20 protein-coding genes are annotated in these 18274 nt (G+C 35.6%); 8 read left to right on the forward strand and 12 right to left on the reverse strand.

Annotated elements, in window-relative coordinates; translation table 11 throughout:
* Position 1: 1 nt before the first annotated feature.
* The 4 genes from CSP5_RS04450 to CSP5_RS04465 form a co-directional block, all read right to left on the reverse strand.
* Positions 2–295 (reverse strand): hypothetical protein, encoded by a 294-nt coding sequence (locus tag CSP5_RS04450; protein WP_021788739.1) that lies wholly within the window; start codon positions 293–295, stop codon positions 2–4.
* Positions 296–379: 84 nt separating this feature from the next.
* Positions 380–910, reverse strand: coding sequence for a CBS domain-containing protein (locus CSP5_RS04455; RefSeq protein ID WP_021788740.1), 531 nt, complete (start codon positions 908–910; stop codon positions 380–382).
* A 66-nt stretch (positions 911–976) separates the two neighbouring features.
* The gene (locus CSP5_RS04460) at positions 977–1297 is read right to left on the reverse strand and encodes a hypothetical protein (protein ID WP_021788741.1); all 321 of its coding nucleotides are present in this window, start codon (positions 1295–1297) and stop codon (positions 977–979) included.
* Positions 1298–1326: 29 nt separating this feature from the next.
* A complete protein-coding gene (locus tag CSP5_RS04465) occupies positions 1327–1854 on the reverse strand; it encodes a TRASH domain-containing protein (protein ID WP_021788742.1) in 528 nt (175 codons plus the stop codon).
* 74 nt (positions 1855–1928) lie between these two features.
* Between CSP5_RS04465 and CSP5_RS04470 the strand changes: the two genes are divergently transcribed.
* The 3 genes from CSP5_RS04470 to CSP5_RS04480 are packed head-to-tail and all read left to right on the forward strand — an operon-like array spanning position 1929 to position 5173.
* Positions 1929–2069, forward strand: a complete 141-nt coding sequence (locus CSP5_RS04470) for a YHS domain-containing protein (RefSeq protein ID WP_077076208.1) — start codon at positions 1929–1931, stop codon at positions 2067–2069.
* Positions 2070–2079: 10 nt separating this feature from the next.
* Positions 2080–4149, forward strand: a complete 2070-nt coding sequence (locus CSP5_RS04475; RefSeq protein ID WP_021788743.1) for a heavy metal translocating P-type ATPase — start codon at positions 2080–2082, stop codon at positions 4147–4149.
* Between the two features lie 55 nt (positions 4150–4204).
* Positions 4205–5173, forward strand: a complete 969-nt coding sequence (locus tag CSP5_RS04480) for an alpha/beta hydrolase-fold protein (RefSeq protein WP_241869841.1) — start codon at positions 4205–4207, stop codon at positions 5171–5173.
* A 23-nt stretch (positions 5174–5196) separates the two neighbouring features.
* On the opposite strand, the gene CSP5_RS04485 is transcribed toward CSP5_RS04480, so the two are convergent.
* Entirely contained in the window at positions 5197–6702 is a 1506-nt protein-coding gene (locus tag CSP5_RS04485; protein ID WP_148689733.1) for an MFS transporter, read from the reverse strand.
* A gap of 2 nt (positions 6703–6704) precedes the next feature.
* A complete protein-coding gene (locus CSP5_RS04490) occupies positions 6705–7139 on the reverse strand; it encodes a MarR family winged helix-turn-helix transcriptional regulator (RefSeq protein WP_021788746.1) in 435 nt (144 codons plus the stop codon).
* 170 nt (positions 7140–7309) lie between these two features.
* On the opposite strand from CSP5_RS04490, the gene CSP5_RS04495 reads away from it, so the two are divergent.
* Positions 7310–7975 (forward strand): O-methyltransferase, encoded by a 666-nt coding sequence (locus tag CSP5_RS04495; protein WP_021788747.1) that lies wholly within the window; start codon positions 7310–7312, stop codon positions 7973–7975.
* A gap of 276 nt (positions 7976–8251) precedes the next feature.
* Here the strand turns inward: CSP5_RS04495 and CSP5_RS04500 are convergent, their stop codons facing one another.
* Positions 8252–8518: a hypothetical protein gene (locus CSP5_RS04500; protein WP_148689734.1), complete on the reverse strand. Its 267-nt coding sequence runs from the start codon at positions 8516–8518 to the stop codon at positions 8252–8254.
* 191 nt (positions 8519–8709) lie between these two features.
* Between CSP5_RS04500 and CSP5_RS04505 the strand changes: the two genes are divergently transcribed.
* Both CSP5_RS04505 and thpR read left to right on the forward strand, forming a co-directional pair.
* On the forward strand, positions 8710–10377 hold the full coding sequence (locus CSP5_RS04505; protein WP_277868677.1) for an MFS transporter: 1668 nt from the start codon (positions 8710–8712) through the stop codon (positions 10375–10377).
* The gene (gene thpR / locus CSP5_RS04510) at positions 10374–10889 is read left to right on the forward strand and encodes an RNA 2',3'-cyclic phosphodiesterase (protein ID WP_148689735.1); all 516 of its coding nucleotides are present in this window, start codon (positions 10374–10376) and stop codon (positions 10887–10889) included. Before CSP5_RS04505 ends, thpR begins: the two co-directional genes overlap by 4 nt.
* A 42-nt stretch (positions 10890–10931) precedes the next feature.
* Here the strand turns inward: thpR and CSP5_RS04515 are convergent, their stop codons facing one another.
* The gene (locus CSP5_RS04515) at positions 10932–11258 is read right to left on the reverse strand and encodes a methylated-DNA--[protein]-cysteine S-methyltransferase (protein ID WP_148689736.1); all 327 of its coding nucleotides are present in this window, start codon (positions 11256–11258) and stop codon (positions 10932–10934) included.
* Positions 11259–11377: 119 nt separating this feature from the next.
* On the opposite strand from CSP5_RS04515, the gene CSP5_RS04520 reads away from it, so the two are divergent.
* Positions 11378–12115, forward strand: a complete 738-nt coding sequence (locus CSP5_RS04520) for a carotenoid biosynthesis protein (RefSeq protein ID WP_148689737.1) — start codon at positions 11378–11380, stop codon at positions 12113–12115.
* Between the two features lie 56 nt (positions 12116–12171).
* Here the strand turns inward: CSP5_RS04520 and CSP5_RS04525 are convergent, their stop codons facing one another.
* The 3 genes from CSP5_RS04525 to CSP5_RS04535 form a co-directional block, all read right to left on the reverse strand.
* Entirely contained in the window at positions 12172–13242 is a 1071-nt protein-coding gene (locus CSP5_RS04525) for a pyridoxal-phosphate-dependent aminotransferase family protein (RefSeq protein WP_148689738.1), read from the reverse strand.
* Entirely contained in the window at positions 13239–14183 is a 945-nt protein-coding gene (locus tag CSP5_RS04530) for an NAD(P)-dependent oxidoreductase (protein WP_172399403.1), read from the reverse strand. The genes CSP5_RS04525 and CSP5_RS04530 overlap by 4 nt, the downstream gene beginning before the upstream one ends.
* A gap of 83 nt (positions 14184–14266) precedes the next feature.
* Positions 14267–15445 (reverse strand): DUF1015 family protein, encoded by a 1179-nt coding sequence (locus CSP5_RS04535; protein WP_148689739.1) that lies wholly within the window; start codon positions 15443–15445, stop codon positions 14267–14269.
* Positions 15446–15872: 427 nt separating this feature from the next.
* On the opposite strand from CSP5_RS04535, the gene CSP5_RS04540 reads away from it, so the two are divergent.
* Positions 15873–16985 carry a diphosphomevalonate/mevalonate 3,5-bisphosphate decarboxylase family protein gene (locus tag CSP5_RS04540; protein WP_148689740.1) on the forward strand — a complete coding sequence of 371 codons (1113 nt, stop codon included), beginning with the start codon at positions 15873–15875 and terminating at the stop codon, positions 16983–16985.
* A 462-nt stretch (positions 16986–17447) separates the two neighbouring features.
* On the opposite strand, the gene CSP5_RS04545 is transcribed toward CSP5_RS04540, so the two are convergent.
* A complete protein-coding gene (locus tag CSP5_RS04545; protein ID WP_148689741.1) occupies positions 17448–18176 on the reverse strand; it encodes a hypothetical protein in 729 nt (242 codons plus the stop codon).
* Positions 18177–18274: the final 98 nt, after the last annotated feature.

Consider the following 18274-nt stretch of genomic DNA (forward strand, 5'->3'; position numbering starts at 1 on the left):
TTTAAGGTCCAAAAAGAAAACCTACACCGCTCTCTGCAGCCTCTTCCTCATCCTTTATTTTTTTATAGACAACAGAAGCGTCCTTTTCTGAAAGAGGTTTTACTTTGTTTTCAAGAAGACTATCGAGTCTTGAAAAAATTTCAGCCTGCCCTTCAACGACCAGAATTATCTTTTCATCATACCCCAGTGTCGATCCATCTTTCTGAACGATTGTCTGTCTGCCCATAATGTCATCTGACAATATCTTATCTATCAAAGATCTTTGATCCTTATTTAAGGCAAATATCTTGAACATAAACCCTTATTTTCTTGGTGGCTTTAACGTTTTCCATTTAGGCTCGGAAAATGAATTGCAATAACAAAAATTTGGTAATATTATTTACTCCATATGACCACAGCTTTCGTTATTGCACTTGAAGACTGTAATTTCACCCTTTGCATTGTACACTGGCTCCATAGTTCCTACCATACAAACAGGACATCTAAATTTGAACTTCCTGCTCCTGTGCGATAGTAGAACCTCAGAAACGCTTTGTACTGAAAGGTGTCTCGAGAGATCGGTTATTGTAATTATTCCCAACAATTTATCATTCCTGTCGAAAACAGCACATCTGCTTAGTCCGCTATTGGCAAGAAAACTTGCAACATCCTTAACATCATCATCTCCCATCACTCTTGGCAGCGGCGTTCTCATTACTGACTTAACAAGAACTTCAGATGCAGGCACATTTCTAAGGACAAATCTGTTAATTATGCTTCTTTCACTTATTATGCCAACATAATGATTATCACCATTGGTAACCAGAAGTCCATATAGGCCATTTTCATTCATCATTTTGACAGCATCGAACACAGTAGCGTTCTGGTCTATTGTTTTGAAGTTTTTCTGTACTATATTTCCAACTTTCATGAATAAGGATTTTAACTAATATTATAAAGACTATGAATGAAAATTGAACAATTTTAAATAAAATTTCTAAAAGCCCTTAACCTTTATTTTACGATTTAATGATTTATAAAGCCTAACTGTTTTTCTTCCCTTATCAACTGAATCAAGGAAAGTTTTATCAGCTGCAATATTCAATTTGATGTTATTATCTATTATAACCATTCCTTCTAAAGGAGAAACCGATATTTTTACATCAACCTCTTCTATTAACTGGCAAACTTCATCCTTACATGGTCCCTTCCTTTGTGTTACCTGTATGAGTATCCAGAAGTTACCTAAATCTCTCGAAATTGAATCTGGTATCATGAGTTTGCCCTTTCCAATTTTCACTTCATTCTCAACGTTCATTTTTAACACCTCAGAAACTATTCTTCAAATTACTGACTCTCGATCCTCAGCGTTTCTCTCTTTCTAAGGTCCTTCTCACAGTTAGGGCAACATGCATACATCGTTTTACCACCGAGTTCAAATACCACATTTGGTTTATCCATTATCTTTCCGCAGTAGTCACACTTCACATTCAAAACCCTACCAAGAGTATTATTCAGCCTCTTTTCCCTGGCAAATTTGATATCAATAACATCAGCTACTTTTAATTTCGGAAGAGATTCATAATATACTACAACAAAGTAGGTTCCATCAAATAATTCAAATTGCTCCAAAATTAATTCTTCATCTATATTTTCTAGGGTTTTAAGGTGAATTATTACAAGATTTTTTTGATCCTCCTCTGTAAATACTGTAAAATGAGTTATTTTTCCAGAACTAATGAGGTTAGAAAGGGTTTTGCTTGCCGTGATTCTACTTATATTCAACTCATCAGCCAGTTCCAGTATACTGGCCCTTGAGTTTCTTCGTAGTATATTTATCATTCTTTGCTCAATTTCCCTTGCATCTTTATTCATATTGTAAAATTACTAATGAATATTTAATCATTTTGTATAGAATAGCCTTTTAATAAGGGAAGTAATGAGTACGAATGGCAATAGATGTCATTTGTGGAATGAAAGTAAAAGAAGACACCAAATTTGTTAGCGAGTTTCAGGGAAAGAAATTCTATTTTTGCAGCGAAAGTTGTAAAAAAGAGTTTGATAAGAATCCTTTAAAACATAGCAGATAGGCGATAAGATATGCCAACAGATCCTGTCTGCGGTATGTTTGTATCGGAGGACAGTGAACTTTATACAGACATTGACGGTAAAAGATATTATTTCTGTTCAAAATCATGTATGGATAGATTCAAGTCCCCAGAAATAGAAGCTCGTAAATTGAAACGTAAACTTACTGTTGGTTGGGTTTTTTCCATCATAATTATGTCAATGATGTATTTCACTTCAAACTTTCAATACAAGGATTATATCCTCTTATTATTTGCAATACCAGTTCAGTTCTATTCTGGATTGAATTTCTATTCTGGTGCAGCTCAATCAATAAAAAACAAGAGCAGCAATATGGACCTCCTGATAGCAATTGGAACATTGACCGCATTCTTTTTCTCTCTATTTGTAACAATATTTCCTGATGCTATTCATGGAGCATCCGTTTATTACGATGCTTCGTCATTTATAATTACACTTATTCTCACGGGAACATTTATAGAAAATCTGTCAAAGAGGAGAGCAAATGGATCCGCCGTTAAACTTCTGGAATTGATGCCAGACAGGGTTCATGTAATAATCAATGATAAGGAAGTTGAAAAGCACAGAAATGAAGTAGATGTTGGGGAATTAATCCTTGTAAAGCCTGGAGAGATAATCCCTGTTGATGGGGTAGTTCGTTCTGGAGCATCAGAAATAGACCAGAGTATGATTACAGGAGAACAGGACCCTGTGCTTGTTTCAAAGGATAGCAACATTTTCTCAGGGTCAAGAAACCTTAATGGAGCACTTCAAGTTGAAGTTTTAAAGAAATCTTCAGATAGTACCGTTAATAGAATATACGACCTCATTCAGGGTGCAATTTCAGGCAGGGTAAAGATTCAGAAGGTAGCAGATACATTTGCATCTGTGTTCGTACCGGTTGTTCTTTCAGTTGGAGCTGCATCAGGCTTATTCTGGTATTTCTATCTTTCAAGTGTCTCCAATGGCCTCGATATTGAGATAGCTATTCTCGCATTCGTTTCAGTTGTTGTTATAGCATGTCCCTGTGCAATAGGCCTGGCCGGTCCAATTACATTACTCATATCATCTTCCGTATCGTCACAGAACGGAATAGTGGTTAAGAACCCCAGTTCAATTGAGAGGATGTCGAAGGCAACAACTGTTCTATTTGATAAGACTGGCACACTCACAGAATCGCAACCTGAGATTCTGGGAATTGAACCACAATTATCAGTTGATTCATCTGAACTTATTTCCATCGCAGCATCCATGGAAAGATTTTCAACCCATCCAGTTGGAAAGGCGATCTATTCCTATGCGGTTAGGGAAAATATTCCCTTACAAGAAGTACATGATTTTATGGAAACTCCTGGAACTGGCGTTGAAGGTACAATTAATGGTATAAAGGTTAAGGTCCAGAGGTCTAAAGACTCAGGTATTTCGTCGGTTTTAGTAAAACGTGGTGATGAGGAAATAGGCAATATAAAATTATCCTATTCAATTAGAAAGACTGCAAAACAGGCAGTAAGCGATTTAAAAGGTCTCGGCCTTAAAGTAGGAATGGTTACCGGTGATTCCGTAAATGAGGCAAAGCGTGTTGGAAGCCTACTTGGTTTGGATCTAATACATGCAGAGCTTAAACCAGACGAAAAGTCAAAGGTTATATCTGAATATCAGGAGAGAGGAGAATATGTAGTCTTTGTTGGGGATGGAATAAACGATTCTATTGCCCTGGAGACAGCAGATGCGGGCTTTGCCATGTCAACTGGAAGTGATATTGCAAAGGATACAGGAGATATAATTTTAATAAACGATGATCTGACAAATGTTCCAGCCTCAATTGTGATCTCAAGGGATACAGTATCCAAGGTCAGACAAAACATAGGCTGGGCAATTGGATACAACACAGTATTAATTCCCGTAGCCGCTGGAGTTCTAGTTCCCTTTTTTTCCCTTTCGATATATTCTTTCTTACCAATACTCAGTGCACTGGCCATGGGTCTTAGCTCCACTTCAGTAGTTATGAATTCTCTTCTCTTAAAAGGGAAAATCGGAAAGGACCTCAATGCTAAGCTACAAAAAAAGCTACCAGAGGTTTGAAAAAATTCATTATATAGAATGATAATATTTTTAATCTTTAACATATTGGTTCATAATGACTATGAAAGTCGTTGAAGATGAAATTGAGGCAGTTTCACTTAAAAACAATTATCTCAATGATCCCTGGAAGAGAAAGATCACAATAATAGAGCACAATGTAAATGATACCACACCCATACTCATAGGTCTTGCGGGATTTTATGGTTCATCCTCAAGCTTTTTTAACCGAAGTTTTACATCTATAGATTTCATGGGCGTGTTAAATAAGATCATTAATCACGATAGAGTTAATTCATTTATAATAGCCTTGCCTGATTCGATGACATCACTTGGTGGAAATCAGTATCTTAATTCTATTGCCGTTGGTAATTATGAGGATTATATAGTTAATGATGTAATGGGATATCTCGAAACCAGGTATGGAATAAGGAATACGGGCCTTTTTGGGAAGTCCTCTGGAGGCTTTGGTGCGTACAATCTCACCATAAGGAATCCTGAAAAATTTCAGGGTTTTATCGATGTATCCGGTGATTGCGGATTTGAATATTCATATATAAGAGATTTTCCAGATGCGATCAGGATGATCAGAAACAATGGGCTCTCTGAAATAATCAGGCAATTCAAGGAAAAGGACTTTCACACTATGGCAGAACTAAATACCATGAATATTATAGCAATGGCTGCGTTTTATTCTCCAGATAACGGAGAGGAAAGAAAAATTTCATTGCCCTTTAATGTGAATACTGGTGAGATTAAGAGTAATATATGGTTTAGGTGGAAAGCTTATGATCCTTTAGTAAACGTTTATGACCATTTTGAGAAACTGAGGGAGAAAAAGATAATCCTGCAAACTGGAAAAAATGATGAATTCTCTCTTAATTTAGGTATTGAGGGATTGAGCAAGATTCTGTTAATGCATTCAGTAGATCATGTTAGTCAAACATATGAGGGCGGTCATTTTGGTATTGATTACCTATACCTGGATTCAATTCCAGAGCTAATAAGTTATTTAAGGGAATTTTAAAAATAATAGTAAGGAGGTTTTTCTTACTCTGACTGCCCTGCAGATTCTACAAAGCCGGTTTCCCCTTTTGCAACATGCTTTAACCCCTCCGCTACTTCTGTTCCAACAGAACGTTTACCGAGTATTTCCCTGGCAAATATAACCAGAAATGCTGATACAATGAAAGATACACCACCAATTAGGAACGCATAGAAATACGCTGTATTTGTTGGAAAAGAGAAACTTACAGTACTGCTGACAGCAGATGTCACCACAAATGCAGAAAGTACTGCTCCTGCTATTGGTGCCCCTACACTGCTTCCAAGGTACCTGAATGTACTGTTCATTGATGTTGCAAGTCCCATATTTTTTGCTTCAACAGAAAGAACTAGAAGATTTATCAGTGAAGCATTCATTACGGACATTCCTGAACCAATGATAAATTCATCTATCAGTGTCATGTCATAACCAGGTGCCATTGCAAGAAGGAAGAATCCGAGTCCTGAAACAATTGAGCCTATAATGGCAAGTGGCTTTATCCCAAATCTTGAGATCACCTTTCCGGTTACTACTGAAAATACGATCATGCCCAGGGCAAAAGATACCATAGATAGTCCTGTATCAAGAATAGAAAGCCCGAACCCATATGGTGCCGGTGTTTCAAATTTATATGAAAGTGCCTGCATTGAAAGATACATCCCAAGACCGGCTATTGTAAGTGTGACGTTGGTAACCAGTACATTCCTATTTGACAGGAGTTTAAGATCAAATATTGCCTCGCCACCTTTTCTGTGATATCTGGCTTCATACAGGAACATAGGAACGAAAAGGAATACACCAAGAATGGACATTCCAAGTGTTAGAGGAGATGTCCAGCCCCATTGAGAACCCTCAGAAAGAGCAAGTACTATAAGTGTCAACGGGGTTGCAAGGGCTATGGCCCCTATGTAATCTACCTTAACCTCTGGTCTTCTATATCTTGACTCCTTTACCTTGACGATTGTAAGTATGGCCAGGATCACAATAAATGGTATAGCAGAATGGTAAGTCCATCTCCATCCGTAGGTATCAGAGATAAGGGAACCAAGTGGAAGGCTGATTGCAAATCCTGCTCCAAACATACCGCTTATCAGTGCCTGAGCTTTTGGCACCATATCTCTTGGAAACTCCTCCCTAATGAGTGCCATACCCAGAGGCATAATCGTAAGTCCTACACCCTGTACCGCCCTGGAAATAACCATAAATGTGAAATTGGGGGAAAAACCCGTTACCGAAACTGCTGCTGCGTATATGAGCATTACCATACCCATCATCTTCTTTTTTCCATATATATCCCCAAGCTTTCCAACGATTGGACTAAGTGCAACTCCAGTTATCAGATATGTGGACAGAACAAGACTTACCTGACCTACGGTTACGCCAAATCCCTCTGCAATTGATGGTAATGATGGTGTTAGCATTCCCTCAACATACATTACCGCAACTATAATCATTGCGAGAAGAATCATAACAAAGTTAGCATATTTTTTATCATAAATTTCATTTTCCACTATTAATCACTTCTCTCTCTAATTTCATGAACATTTTTGGCCAGCATATTTACAAATTGCAGGAAACCTTCTATTGTTTGCTGATCCATCTCTCCCATAGCCTTAAGAGCCATTGACTTTACATTGTATAGCTTTTCAAGCATGAGTTTACCTTTTACTGATAGGTCTATATATATTGCTCTCCTGTCATCCATTCCATACTGCCTGATAACCAGGCCTTTACTTTCAAGATTATCAATTATGTGCGATATGGATGGTTTTGTGACACCCAGTCTAAGTGCCAGATCAGAAGATTTCATTCTTCCGCCCTTTGAAAGAGTTGAAAGAACGAAGAATCCCGTAAAGGAAAGATTCTCTTTCTTCATGATTTCTTCCCTGTAAAGCATCAGTTCATAGGTCAATCCCTCTAATGCATTTTCAATGCTTTCAATGTTCACAATAGGTAATTATAGATCAGTATTTAATAGTTAACAATAGTTAATCATTTTTTACTATATTAAATACAAAGTCTAATTATCAAACAAATTAAGTTTAAAGAATAAATGATTAATTGACGTTTATCTTATTTGGTAAGAAAACTTAAATATAGCACTTTGAATGTTTATTTATGAACAATGAAAAGAAATGGGAAAATGTGGAGGAATTTATTAATAAGAAGGTTGTAAAACCATCATTATTTCTCTCCGACACATTAGAAGTTAGCCAGAGAGAAGGTTTACCATCAATAAATGTCCAGGCACCTGAAGGAAAACTTATGTCAATTCTTGTCAGATCGATTAACGCTAAACGGGCACTGGAAATTGGGGTTCTTGGTGGATATAGCGGATTGTGGATTCTTTCAGGAATGAAAAATGGAAAGCTCGTTGGTCTTGAAAAGAGTGAAAAACACGCCACGATAGCGACCGAAAATTTCATAAGAGCTGGATATGGGGAGGACGTTAACATAATAGTAGGTGAGGCCTTAACTTCACTCAACAATATGATCAAAGAACACGTTCAGGCATTCGATTTTATACTAATAGATGCAGACAAGAAACCCTATCTTCATTATTTTGAGAGAGCAATGGAGCTTTCACATCCTGGAACGATTATCTACATTGATAATATGGTTTGGAACGGAGAAATAATAAATTCTGAGAACGAAAGTGACGATAATGCTGGTATAAAAAGACTCTATGATCATCTTGAAATAGAGGAGAGGGTCGAAGCTACGGTAATCCAAACAGTGGGATCAAAAGGTTACGATGGATTTGCTGTTTTGAGAGTCCTGTGACAAAATAATTTTTGAAAATTTTCAATATTTTCACCTATTTATTAAATAAGTTTCATTTTACTTCAATTTTCATGGAAGCCATCGTTTCATTTCAATCCTTGTAAATTATATTAATGCAGCCAGAAATGAAACACCCGCTCCAAGGAATATTATAACTATAAGTATGGTTACCACCTGTTTCGCATTTGGCATTTTCATATGGTATTATTACATCCAACACTTAAAGGATTGCTTTCGTTTTTTATGTTTTTTCTAAATAGGTTTAAAAATTTTCAATTATATCATTCGTTTGGCAGCTGCTTTTTTAACTAAATTATACGTATGGTCCATTGCTTCCTCGCTCATATTTCCAATAGTACCGATTAATATTCTTTCTTCGCCCACATCTGCATAGATCTGACCTGAATCAGAATGAAAATGCAATATCCCCAGACCTTTATAGTAGAAATGATTTTGAGTACGCTCTTTAATGCCTTCTATTGACCTTACTTTATCCAGTAATTCTTCGAGTTCCTTAAGTTCATCTTGTTTTGCATGCCTCATATTAAAGACTTATATGAAATAGCCAGTATGATTTAAACCTATTGTACTGGTAAATTTCAACCATATTAAATTGAAAATCTACAATACTTTTGTACTAAATAATTCTTTAATAAATTTCTTATAACAAGCTTCAATTCCTAAGTATGGTAGAACAGAAGTGGATTGCACTATAGAACACCACACTGGGACAACTGGTGGCAACAATTAATACCAGTATAATCATTGTTGCATTACCTCCCATATTTCGTGGAATTCATTTAAATCCTTTATTACCGGACTCCTTCCCATATCTTCTATGGGTAATTATGAGCTATATGATTGTAGTATCAGTTCTTCTTCTTACAATAGGGAAACTTTCAGATATATTTGGAAGGGTAAGATTATTCAATTTAGGGTTTCTGATATTCACCTTAGGTTCAATTCTCCTATATCTGACTCCTAATACGGGTGATATAGGTGCTCTGGAACTCATTTTATTTAGAATAATTCAGGCAGTAGGTGGTTCTTTCATAATGGCTAACAGTTTTGCCCTAATAACCGATAATTTTAAGGAATCAGAAAGGGGTTTCGCAATATCAATAAATAGCCTGGCTTCGGTTTCAGGGGTAAGCATAGGAATTGTTGTTGGAGGTGTCCTTTCCGTAATATACTGGAGGGACATATTCCTCTTGAGCGTTCCTCTGGGTATATTTGGTACAGCATGGTCTTATCTTAAGCTTAAAGAAACCTCACCCAGAAAGAAACAAAAAATAGATGTGATGGGAAATGTTTTAATGGCTGCTGGGTTGATCTCTTTGCTTATTGGTGTAACTTACGGAATAACTCCATATAAGCAATCCCCAATGGGTTGGACAAATCCCATGGTAATTCTGGCACTCATAATTGGCACCCTTCTGATTGTATTCTTTATTCTTTGGGAAGGAAGGATAGAAAGTCCTATGTTAAACATACATCTGTTCAGGAATAGAACTTTAGCCATTGGATCATTTACTGCCTTCATATCAGCGATGGGAATGATGGGTCTATTATACATGCTCACACTTCTATTTCAGGGAGTCTGGCTACCACTTCACGGATATAGCTTTTCTATAACTCCTTTGTGGGCAGGCATTTACATGCTTCCCTTAACTGTAAGTATGGGTATATTTGGAATTATTGCTGGTCGACTGGCAGATCGCTCTGGTGCTAAGTGGCTTGTCATTTTTGGATTGCTACTGAGCGGGGTATCTCTTTTCATTTTATCATTTCTTTCCTATAACTTTCTGTATTACAAAATGATGATTCTTCTCATTTTATTTGGTTTAGGCTATGCTTTCTTCAATTCTCCAAATATTGCGTCAGTTATGTCCACAGTACCACCTCAGGAACGTGGTTCCGCCTCTGGTACCTTAAATAATATGAGAAATACAGGATATGTTGCAAGTATGGGCATATTTTTCAGTATTCTTATTGCGGGCATTTCAACCACCCTTCCCTCTGCAATTACTTCCGCGATAAATAGTGCGGGAGCATCATCACTTGATAAAACGGTTAGCAACATGCCACCTACAGTCGCCATATTCGGTTCATTTCTTGGAATTAATCCAATTCCGTCTTTCATTCCGAATGGCATAAATCTTCCCGCATCTACTATTTCCATAATTGAAGGAAACACATGGTTTTCAGAGGTTTTTTCAGGACCATTTATGTCTTCGCTGGATGTAGTATTATTCTTTGCATCCGGAATTACTATTATTGCTGCACTGATCTCTATCTTGAGAAAAGACAGAAGGTATGAAGATTCTCTAGAAACTATTGCAAGGACCAAAAAAGAAAGCGAGAACAACAGTAATAAACTGGATAACCATGGTAAACTATGAGATCATTCATTGGTTCACCCATAGAAAATAGTGAGGACTTTAGCAAACTTTTGGAATCTCTAAGTTTCCATAGAGAAATTAATCCCGTACCAGTGAATAATCTTCACCTTACCTACCTTTTTCTCTCAGATATTAACGATTCTAAGAAAAATATTGCCATAAAAAGACTTCAGCAATTAAAATTCAGGGCTCTGACATGCAAGGTAAACTCCCTCAAAACGCTCCCTGAAAGATCTACACCAAGGGTAATAGTTGTGGTTTTAGATTGTCCTGAATTAAGTGATATAAGCAATGCATTAAAAGAAACCTTCTCAGTAAATATTAACCGTACACAAAGTTTCTTACCTCACATTACCGTAGGAAGGTACAGAAAGCACAGTAATCCAATTTCACTGGAATCGGTAAAACTTGATATTTCTGCAGTAAAGCTCAGGCAGATCTGCCTTTATAAAAGTACGCTTACGGAAAGTGGTTCTATTTATGAGAAACTATACTGCAAAGAACCTGTCTAGTTAGTATTATCGCTAATACTTTCAATCTAATTAATTCATTTTTCATTTTAGTCTTTCTACGTCAATACCCTCTTCTTTGAGCATCTTTCTCTTTTGTTCCCTTCCACCTTCTCCTGAATAGTTCCCAATTTTTCCATCCTTTCTAACGACTCTGTGACATGGAATAAGCGGTGCAAAAGGATTCTTTCTTACTGCACTTCCCACTGCCCTGCTTGCATTCCTGTGTCCGATTGTCTCTGCGATTTGTGAATATGTTCTCGTTTCTCCCATGGGAATTCGGTAAACTTCCAAAAGTACATTAATCTCAAAATTACTGAATCCTAAAGCCTTCAGCTTACTTTCCATTTCTGCTTCGTTAAGAACGTTCATAAGTGAAAGTAGGTCAGGTATTAAAAATTTATCCGGTGACTTTATTGAGGAGGTTTATACTTTGTATAAATCAAATGACCTGCAATAGTTTTTTATAGTAACTGTGATATGCAAAATAGTTGAAAAAAAGTGATGCTGCATGGATTATTTCCTTTATTTACATAGCTTATCTATTTATAGGACAAATACCGTTCCTAAAAAATAACTCAATTTTCTCTTCCTTAACCGTTTCAATTTTATTAATTATTGTTTATTTCATTTCATCGTTTTCCATTATGGGGGAAAAAAATTCTGCGTATTTCTTTATAATAGCTGCTGTAGTAGGCTCCTTGCTTGAGCTGCTCAGTCTGAATACTGGTATACCATTCGGTAAATATGTTTATACTGGAGAGTTAGGTCCAAAAATCGGCCAATTGCCAATCTTCATTCCTTTACTCTGGGCATCATTAAGTTTTTATTCATACCGTGCTGGAGGAAAATTCCTTATGCCCATATTTATGGTTGTTTTAGATCTTTCATTTGATCCGAGATATTCCGGTCATCTCTGGATCTGGATTTCAAAAACACAATATTTCGGAGACCCATGGACTAATTTTCTTGGCTGGTTCATAACTTCTGTTATTATTATTGCCCTTTATTCACTCATCTCCGGGGGCAAGGATATTCCAGACGTAAGAGCAGTAATATTTTTTATCCTATTTGGAATCGATAACTGCATTTCTGATATATACGATAAATTGTTCATTCCAGCTTATGTATCTCTATTAATATTTCTGATTCTGGGAGTTTCTCTGCTGTTCATAAGCTTCAGAAATATGCGCTCGGTGAAACTGAAGACTAAAACAATTTCATCATAAAATGGTTAAAAATTTGTTCACTCCAGTAGAGCCTTTACCTTTTATAAAAGGGGAGGTTAGTTTAAAGTAATACCTTCCGAAAGGATTTCCTGGTAGGTGTTAATAAATTCAGCTGCGATCTTTTCCGAAACCAATCCCATATTGCCCACTCTTAAAATTTTTCCATTAAGTTCACCCATTCCATTTGCTACCTCAATATTTCGTTTTAACAGTTCAGCTCTTAATTTTGTTGCTGGAATAGAGGGCTCAAAGGCTATTACAGTGTCTGAATAATTTAACTCGTTTCCGTATATTTTTGAACCTGATTCCTTGAGTTTTCCTCTTAAAAAAGATGCAATTTTAGCATGCCTTTGATTTCTTGCATCTATGGTCTCACTTTCCAGTTCATTCAATGCATTATGTAATGCATTAAATGCACCGGTAGAAGGTGTAAATGCGGTTTCACCCTTATTAAGAAAATCAATTCCTATTTTAGCATCCAAATATTTTGGAATGTCATTTGATTGAATTAAAGATTCATTTGCCTCTTTGCCTATAAAAACAATTCCAATACCTGGAACAGAGGCAATTCCTTTCTGACTACAGGAAGCCATTACATCTATACCCCATTCATTGATCTTCACCGGTAAACCTGCAAAACTTGAAACCCCATCGACTAAAACTTGCAATCCATTTTCCTTACTTTCTCTGACAACATTCTTAAGGTTCTTTATAGCAGTCCCATTTCCTGTTTCGTTATGAATTATGAAAATTGAACCTATTTCTCGATGAGATGAAACATAATCTGTTATTTCTCCGACCTCTAAATGCTCACTAATAGATTTATTAATTCTATGAACCTTAAGTCCCCTCCTCTGGGAACTTTCAATCAGTCTATTTCCGAATTCTCCAAAGGTAACTGCCAGTACATTATCCTTTGGCTTTGTAAATGAATAAATCATTGATTCAACTGCAAGTGTTCCTGACCCAGTGATCATTAGTGAATGTGTAGAATCTGAAAATTTATTAAGCAATTTTTCTGAATTTCTCACAATGTTCTTAAAGGACTCAGATCTGTGGTTGGTTACAAGCCTGGATGCTTCCATTGTCTTTTCTGACACCTCTACAGGTCCTGGTATTAACATCATATTCCCATCTCACTAATTTTGGCAAAAAGGTTATTCAATGTATATTCGGCCACACGTTTCTGTGCCTCAACTGTTTGTGCTCCTATGTGTGGTGTCACAATTACATTTGGTTTTGATATTAGAGTCTTTTCCCATTCTTCTGTAGGAGGTTCGTTCCAAAGCACATCTGTAGCATATCCCTTAATTCGACCACTCTCAAGATAATTTAGCAATACTCTTCCATCAATCACTTCAGATCTGCTTGTATTAATCAGGAAAGATCCACTCTTTACCATTTTCATCTGTTCTTCGCCTATTATATTGGACGAGGAGTCGCTGAGAGTGACGAGGATGAAAATAAAATCTGAGTTTGAAAGAAGTTCGTTCATTGAAACAAAGTGACCTCCCACTTCCTTAATGGCTTCTTGGTTTTCAAAAATATCGTAGGCTAAAATTTCCATACCAATAGATTTTAGTATTTTTGCAGTGCTCAGTCCTATCCTTCCAAAGCCTATTATGCCTGAAGTCTTTCCACTGAGTTCAAAGCCTGTATCCTTTATCCAAATTCCATTTTTAGAATTTATATCCAGAGGGATAAGATTTCTCGCAAGACTCACAGCCAAGGCAACATTTAATTCAGCCACAGAATGAGTAGAGGAACCTGCTGCAGTTATTACCTGAATGTTTCTGGATTTAGCATACTTCGTATCTATGTTATCAACACCGATTCCAGCTCTGGCTATAATTTTAAGGTTTACAGCTTTCTCAAGAATATCCTGAGTTAATTTTGTTCTACTCCTTAAAATGACAATATCATATTTCTCAATTGAGTCCTTTAATTTCATTGAGGTAATTTCAGGTTCGTAATTAACATCAAATTCTCTTTTATTAAGTTCATCGAGCATCAAACTGTCCACCTTATCGCATATAAGAACTTTTTTTTTCTTGGTTATTCCTTTCATTGCTGAGGAATTGATGCTATGGTATATATGCTCTATGTGACCAAAAGAGTTCATTATGACGAAAAATACCCTCTTTTTAAAATTTACCTGTTAATGTTCATTACAATGCCAGAACAGACCTTAGGAAAGAAATAGGTTGATTTTTGAGGTAGAAAGCCATTTTTCACTATGAGATTAAATAATTTTTCCTTATTCCAGGGAGGCATGACAAAAACGATTGAGCTCTCACCAGAATCTATCATCCTTTTACACTCTTTTATGTCGTGGGTATAATATATCATGGCATCTAATTCTTCATCTGATAAACCGAGTATTTCTTTTAGGACTACGTTTTGAATAAGATGTATAGCAGAAATTGCAGATATACCTCTCTTCTTTATCTTCTCCTGATCAATAATCATATTATCCTCTTGTGATAAAATAAGAACATTTTCATCCTTTGGTCCTTCTGAATCTGCTTTTACAGAATTACATACTGACCGTAAGTTGTTTAGTTTCTCATTATCAATTCTGCACTTCAAAGCCCTGTGAATACCATTAATTAGGAGTGAATCTGAATCTATATTAGTTGTATACGCCATTATTGAAGACCAGAATACCTCATCATTTTTATTTGATGATTGAGCCATTTGCATTGTTGCAGCCAATCTGTGATGGCCATCTGCAACAATTGCCACATCAGTTTTTAGTATCTCCGAAATTGTATGAGAATCATTTAGTGGTATCTTAAAGATTTTGTATTTTACACTATCTGTATCAGTAAATTCTAACCATGGTTGTAGTTTACTGGAGAGGAGAATCAATTTCCGGTCAAACTGTTTGTTATTTACCACAAGGAAAATCGGTTCGAGCTGTGCATTCGTATCCTTCAAAACTTTGACCCTATCGGAAACTTTACCAGGAAAGGTTTTTTCATGAGGCTGTAACAAACCATCTTCTGGATATATATCTACAAGTGAAATAACTCCAAACCTTTCTCTAATCCTACCGTTAATCCAGGATTGTTGGTTAATTAAAATCATACCTGCTTCCTCCTTTTTTTTAAGTACGCCTGAATCAATCCATTTATCTATTAACATAGTACCCTGTGATTCTTTTTCTGGTAGAGTCAAGTGAGTTATGTTAAAGGGAAATGACTTCAATTCAGATTCTAATGATTTTGAGATTGAATCAAATGGTGGAGATATGGATTTTTCTACATTATCACAAAAATAATAAGGTTCAAATTCCCGAAGTCTGACCATTCTAACACTCCCTTTCAATAGAAGGATAGATTTCTTTAATGATTGCACTCTGAATATTTTGTTTCTTCATAACCTGAATCACATCCTCATACCAACTACCCACCATATAAATTTTGATTCGCAAATGGCAACATATTGAATACTAGTATTACTGCAAATTTAATATTCATACTTCAATTCTAAAACTTTAATGAAACATAGTCTCAGTCTTGTCAGAACGGGGTTATCTATTTTAATGGAAAGAATTAATTCGTCGAAATCTGTTCATAGATCGTTCTGCCATATTTCCATTGAACTAAATTATAAAAATGTAAATTAAGGTAACTGTCCATAAGGCGTTTCTCGCTCTATTTATAAAAAAATGAGGGGAAATAAGTTTATATGAAGTAACAACCTGACAGCCAATGACTTTAATACAATCAAGAAATGACATTATCTGTCAGTTATGGATACAAAGAGAGTTTTTACCATAGGCGAAAAAATTAAATCAACTCTTGAAAAAGAGGGACTGTATCAGCAGATAGAATATCCTGAACCATCACCGGATGATGGAAATATTTCTTATGGTTTAAGTTACCCTATAAAAGCCTTTGAGAAATTTCTGGGATATTATGATTCAGCTGAAAAGATTGCGTTTAATCCATCTATTTCATTCAACACAGATTTTTCCTTTTGTCTTTCTGCGTGTAAATATACAAAGACTGCAAAAACAGACTCTGTTGTTCTCGATGGTGTTACAAATGACAGCTATACCCTTAAGGCTACATCTGCGCTGCAGAGCTTCAAGAAAAAATTTAAGATAGAAGGAAGTTTTCAATTTTATCTAAAGAGATACAGGAAATATACTGAAGCAAAAGGAATGAGTGAATCCTCTGCGGTTGCCTCGGCAGCTTCAAGATCCCTGATTAACAATCTGTTTAACGAAAAGAAACCTGTCATGGATCATCTCACTTCAAGATTTGCACGACTTGTATCAGGATCAGGTACAAGGGCAAGCATAGAAGGCCTGTCCATCTGGTTATCATATCCCGGTTTGGATAGTGACCAGTCCTTTGCAGTTAAGATCAGGGATAATCCAAAGGAAATTTATTATGGGATTTTTCCAAAAAGGAATTCCATAAAAACCGATCAGGCCCATAATAATGTAAAAAATTCAATCTTCTATGATACCTGGATATATGATAAGATGGATGCTGTCAAGAATGCTACTGAGAATAATTTTAACACTTCGTTTCTCATAGAACGTGGTCAGAAGGATTCTTTGAACCTTCATTCAGTGCTCATTTCATCTGGTATGTTCGCTCAAACCGGGGAAAGTATAGAATTGCTGAGAAAAATAATGAAGTTTCAATCTGATAGTGAAGGGATATATTTTAACGCCGATACTGGTCCTTCCATTATGATTTCCTCTCTTGATAGAAATTTAATTCTTGAATGCAAATCATATGTTAATGAGAATTTCCTTGAAGGTGGAATGAAGTACGATGATCATGTTAAAAAAATGAACGACTTTAAAAAAGAGAGTGAGGCATATTTTAATTCAATAAGTAGAGAATAATGTTAAATTAACGCATAAACTCGAAGCTCGCTTTAGCATTTAGAAAATGAGAGTATTAAACTATTACACATAGATAAGGCCGTAGATTTCATTTTTTTAGCCATAAGAAGTTCTAAAAAATGCATATTAGTTTACTACTCATTTGAAGAGTTATATAAGAATTAAATTTAAATAGCGATTGCTTTACTTTAAATAACAAATGGTTCAGCATGATTAAAATACCTGGAATCGAACTTAATGAGTCCTTTTTTGGTGCAGGTATCAGGTTTCTTTGTGGGAGGTAAAATCAAAAATCGAAATAAATATCTGTGTTATATAGTTACTTGTGAAAAACACTATGTGTTAACAGTAAAGATTCGTAAAATATAATATTAGTCATATGGGTTTAAATTTATAATTATAATATATTTCTAAAGAGTTTTCTGGTAGGTGGTTTGATCACCATTTTTTTCACCTTGGAAACTAGTACAATCCATAATCGTTATCAGATTTAGCATAATTTTGTGGATTGGTAAGAAGTTCATGACCACTGTAGAAGAATAGAACTAAAAGAATGATAGCACTAAGAATAGAAAACAAAGAGTATAGATTAATGGAGTGGGCCTTTATTAGGTTTATAGCGGATTCAGCAGAAGACAAAGTTGTAATTGAGGATAAGGTAGCAAAGACAGTTTCCATTTCACCAATAAATCCGATTAATGTGAACGCAAGTGATGTTAAAAGGGCAGCGATAAGTAATTTAAACTTATTATTCTTAAAAAATTGGATGTTCAATAAGTAGTAGGAAATATAATATAAAAGCGAGGGGATAACCGTAATAATTACTGTATTTACTATAAGGGAGGAAATAACACCGTCAGGTATGTTTCCAGATGGATATTCCGTTACTATTGAAAAAGCAACCGATACAACATAGATAGTAGCGCCTAAAATTGCTATTATTGCAAATAGTATATAAATGCTAATTCCGTTAATTAAATGTCTTCTAAAATCATGTTTAAGTGACTTTCTTGATACTATTACAATTACAAGACCAGCGAAGCCTATTAAAATTGAAATATATGAAAGGAAACTGATTTCAGTTAGAACACTTATTATGCTTATCAAAAAAGTAAGGCTGAATAGTATGTACGCATATCCAACGTTTCTAACTCCCTCATTTCTCAAATTATTTGATTGTTCTGGATTCACTTATTATTAATGTATTATATATAATAAATATTTTGGTGTTGAATATCCTTAGTATGAAAACTGTTACAAATAGATGATTGAATCGTCTATTATATTTT

Origin of the sequence: Cuniculiplasma divulgatum, from assembly GCF_900083515.1 — an archaeon.
GTDB lineage: Archaea > Thermoplasmatota > Thermoplasmata > Thermoplasmatales > Thermoplasmataceae > Cuniculiplasma > Cuniculiplasma divulgatum.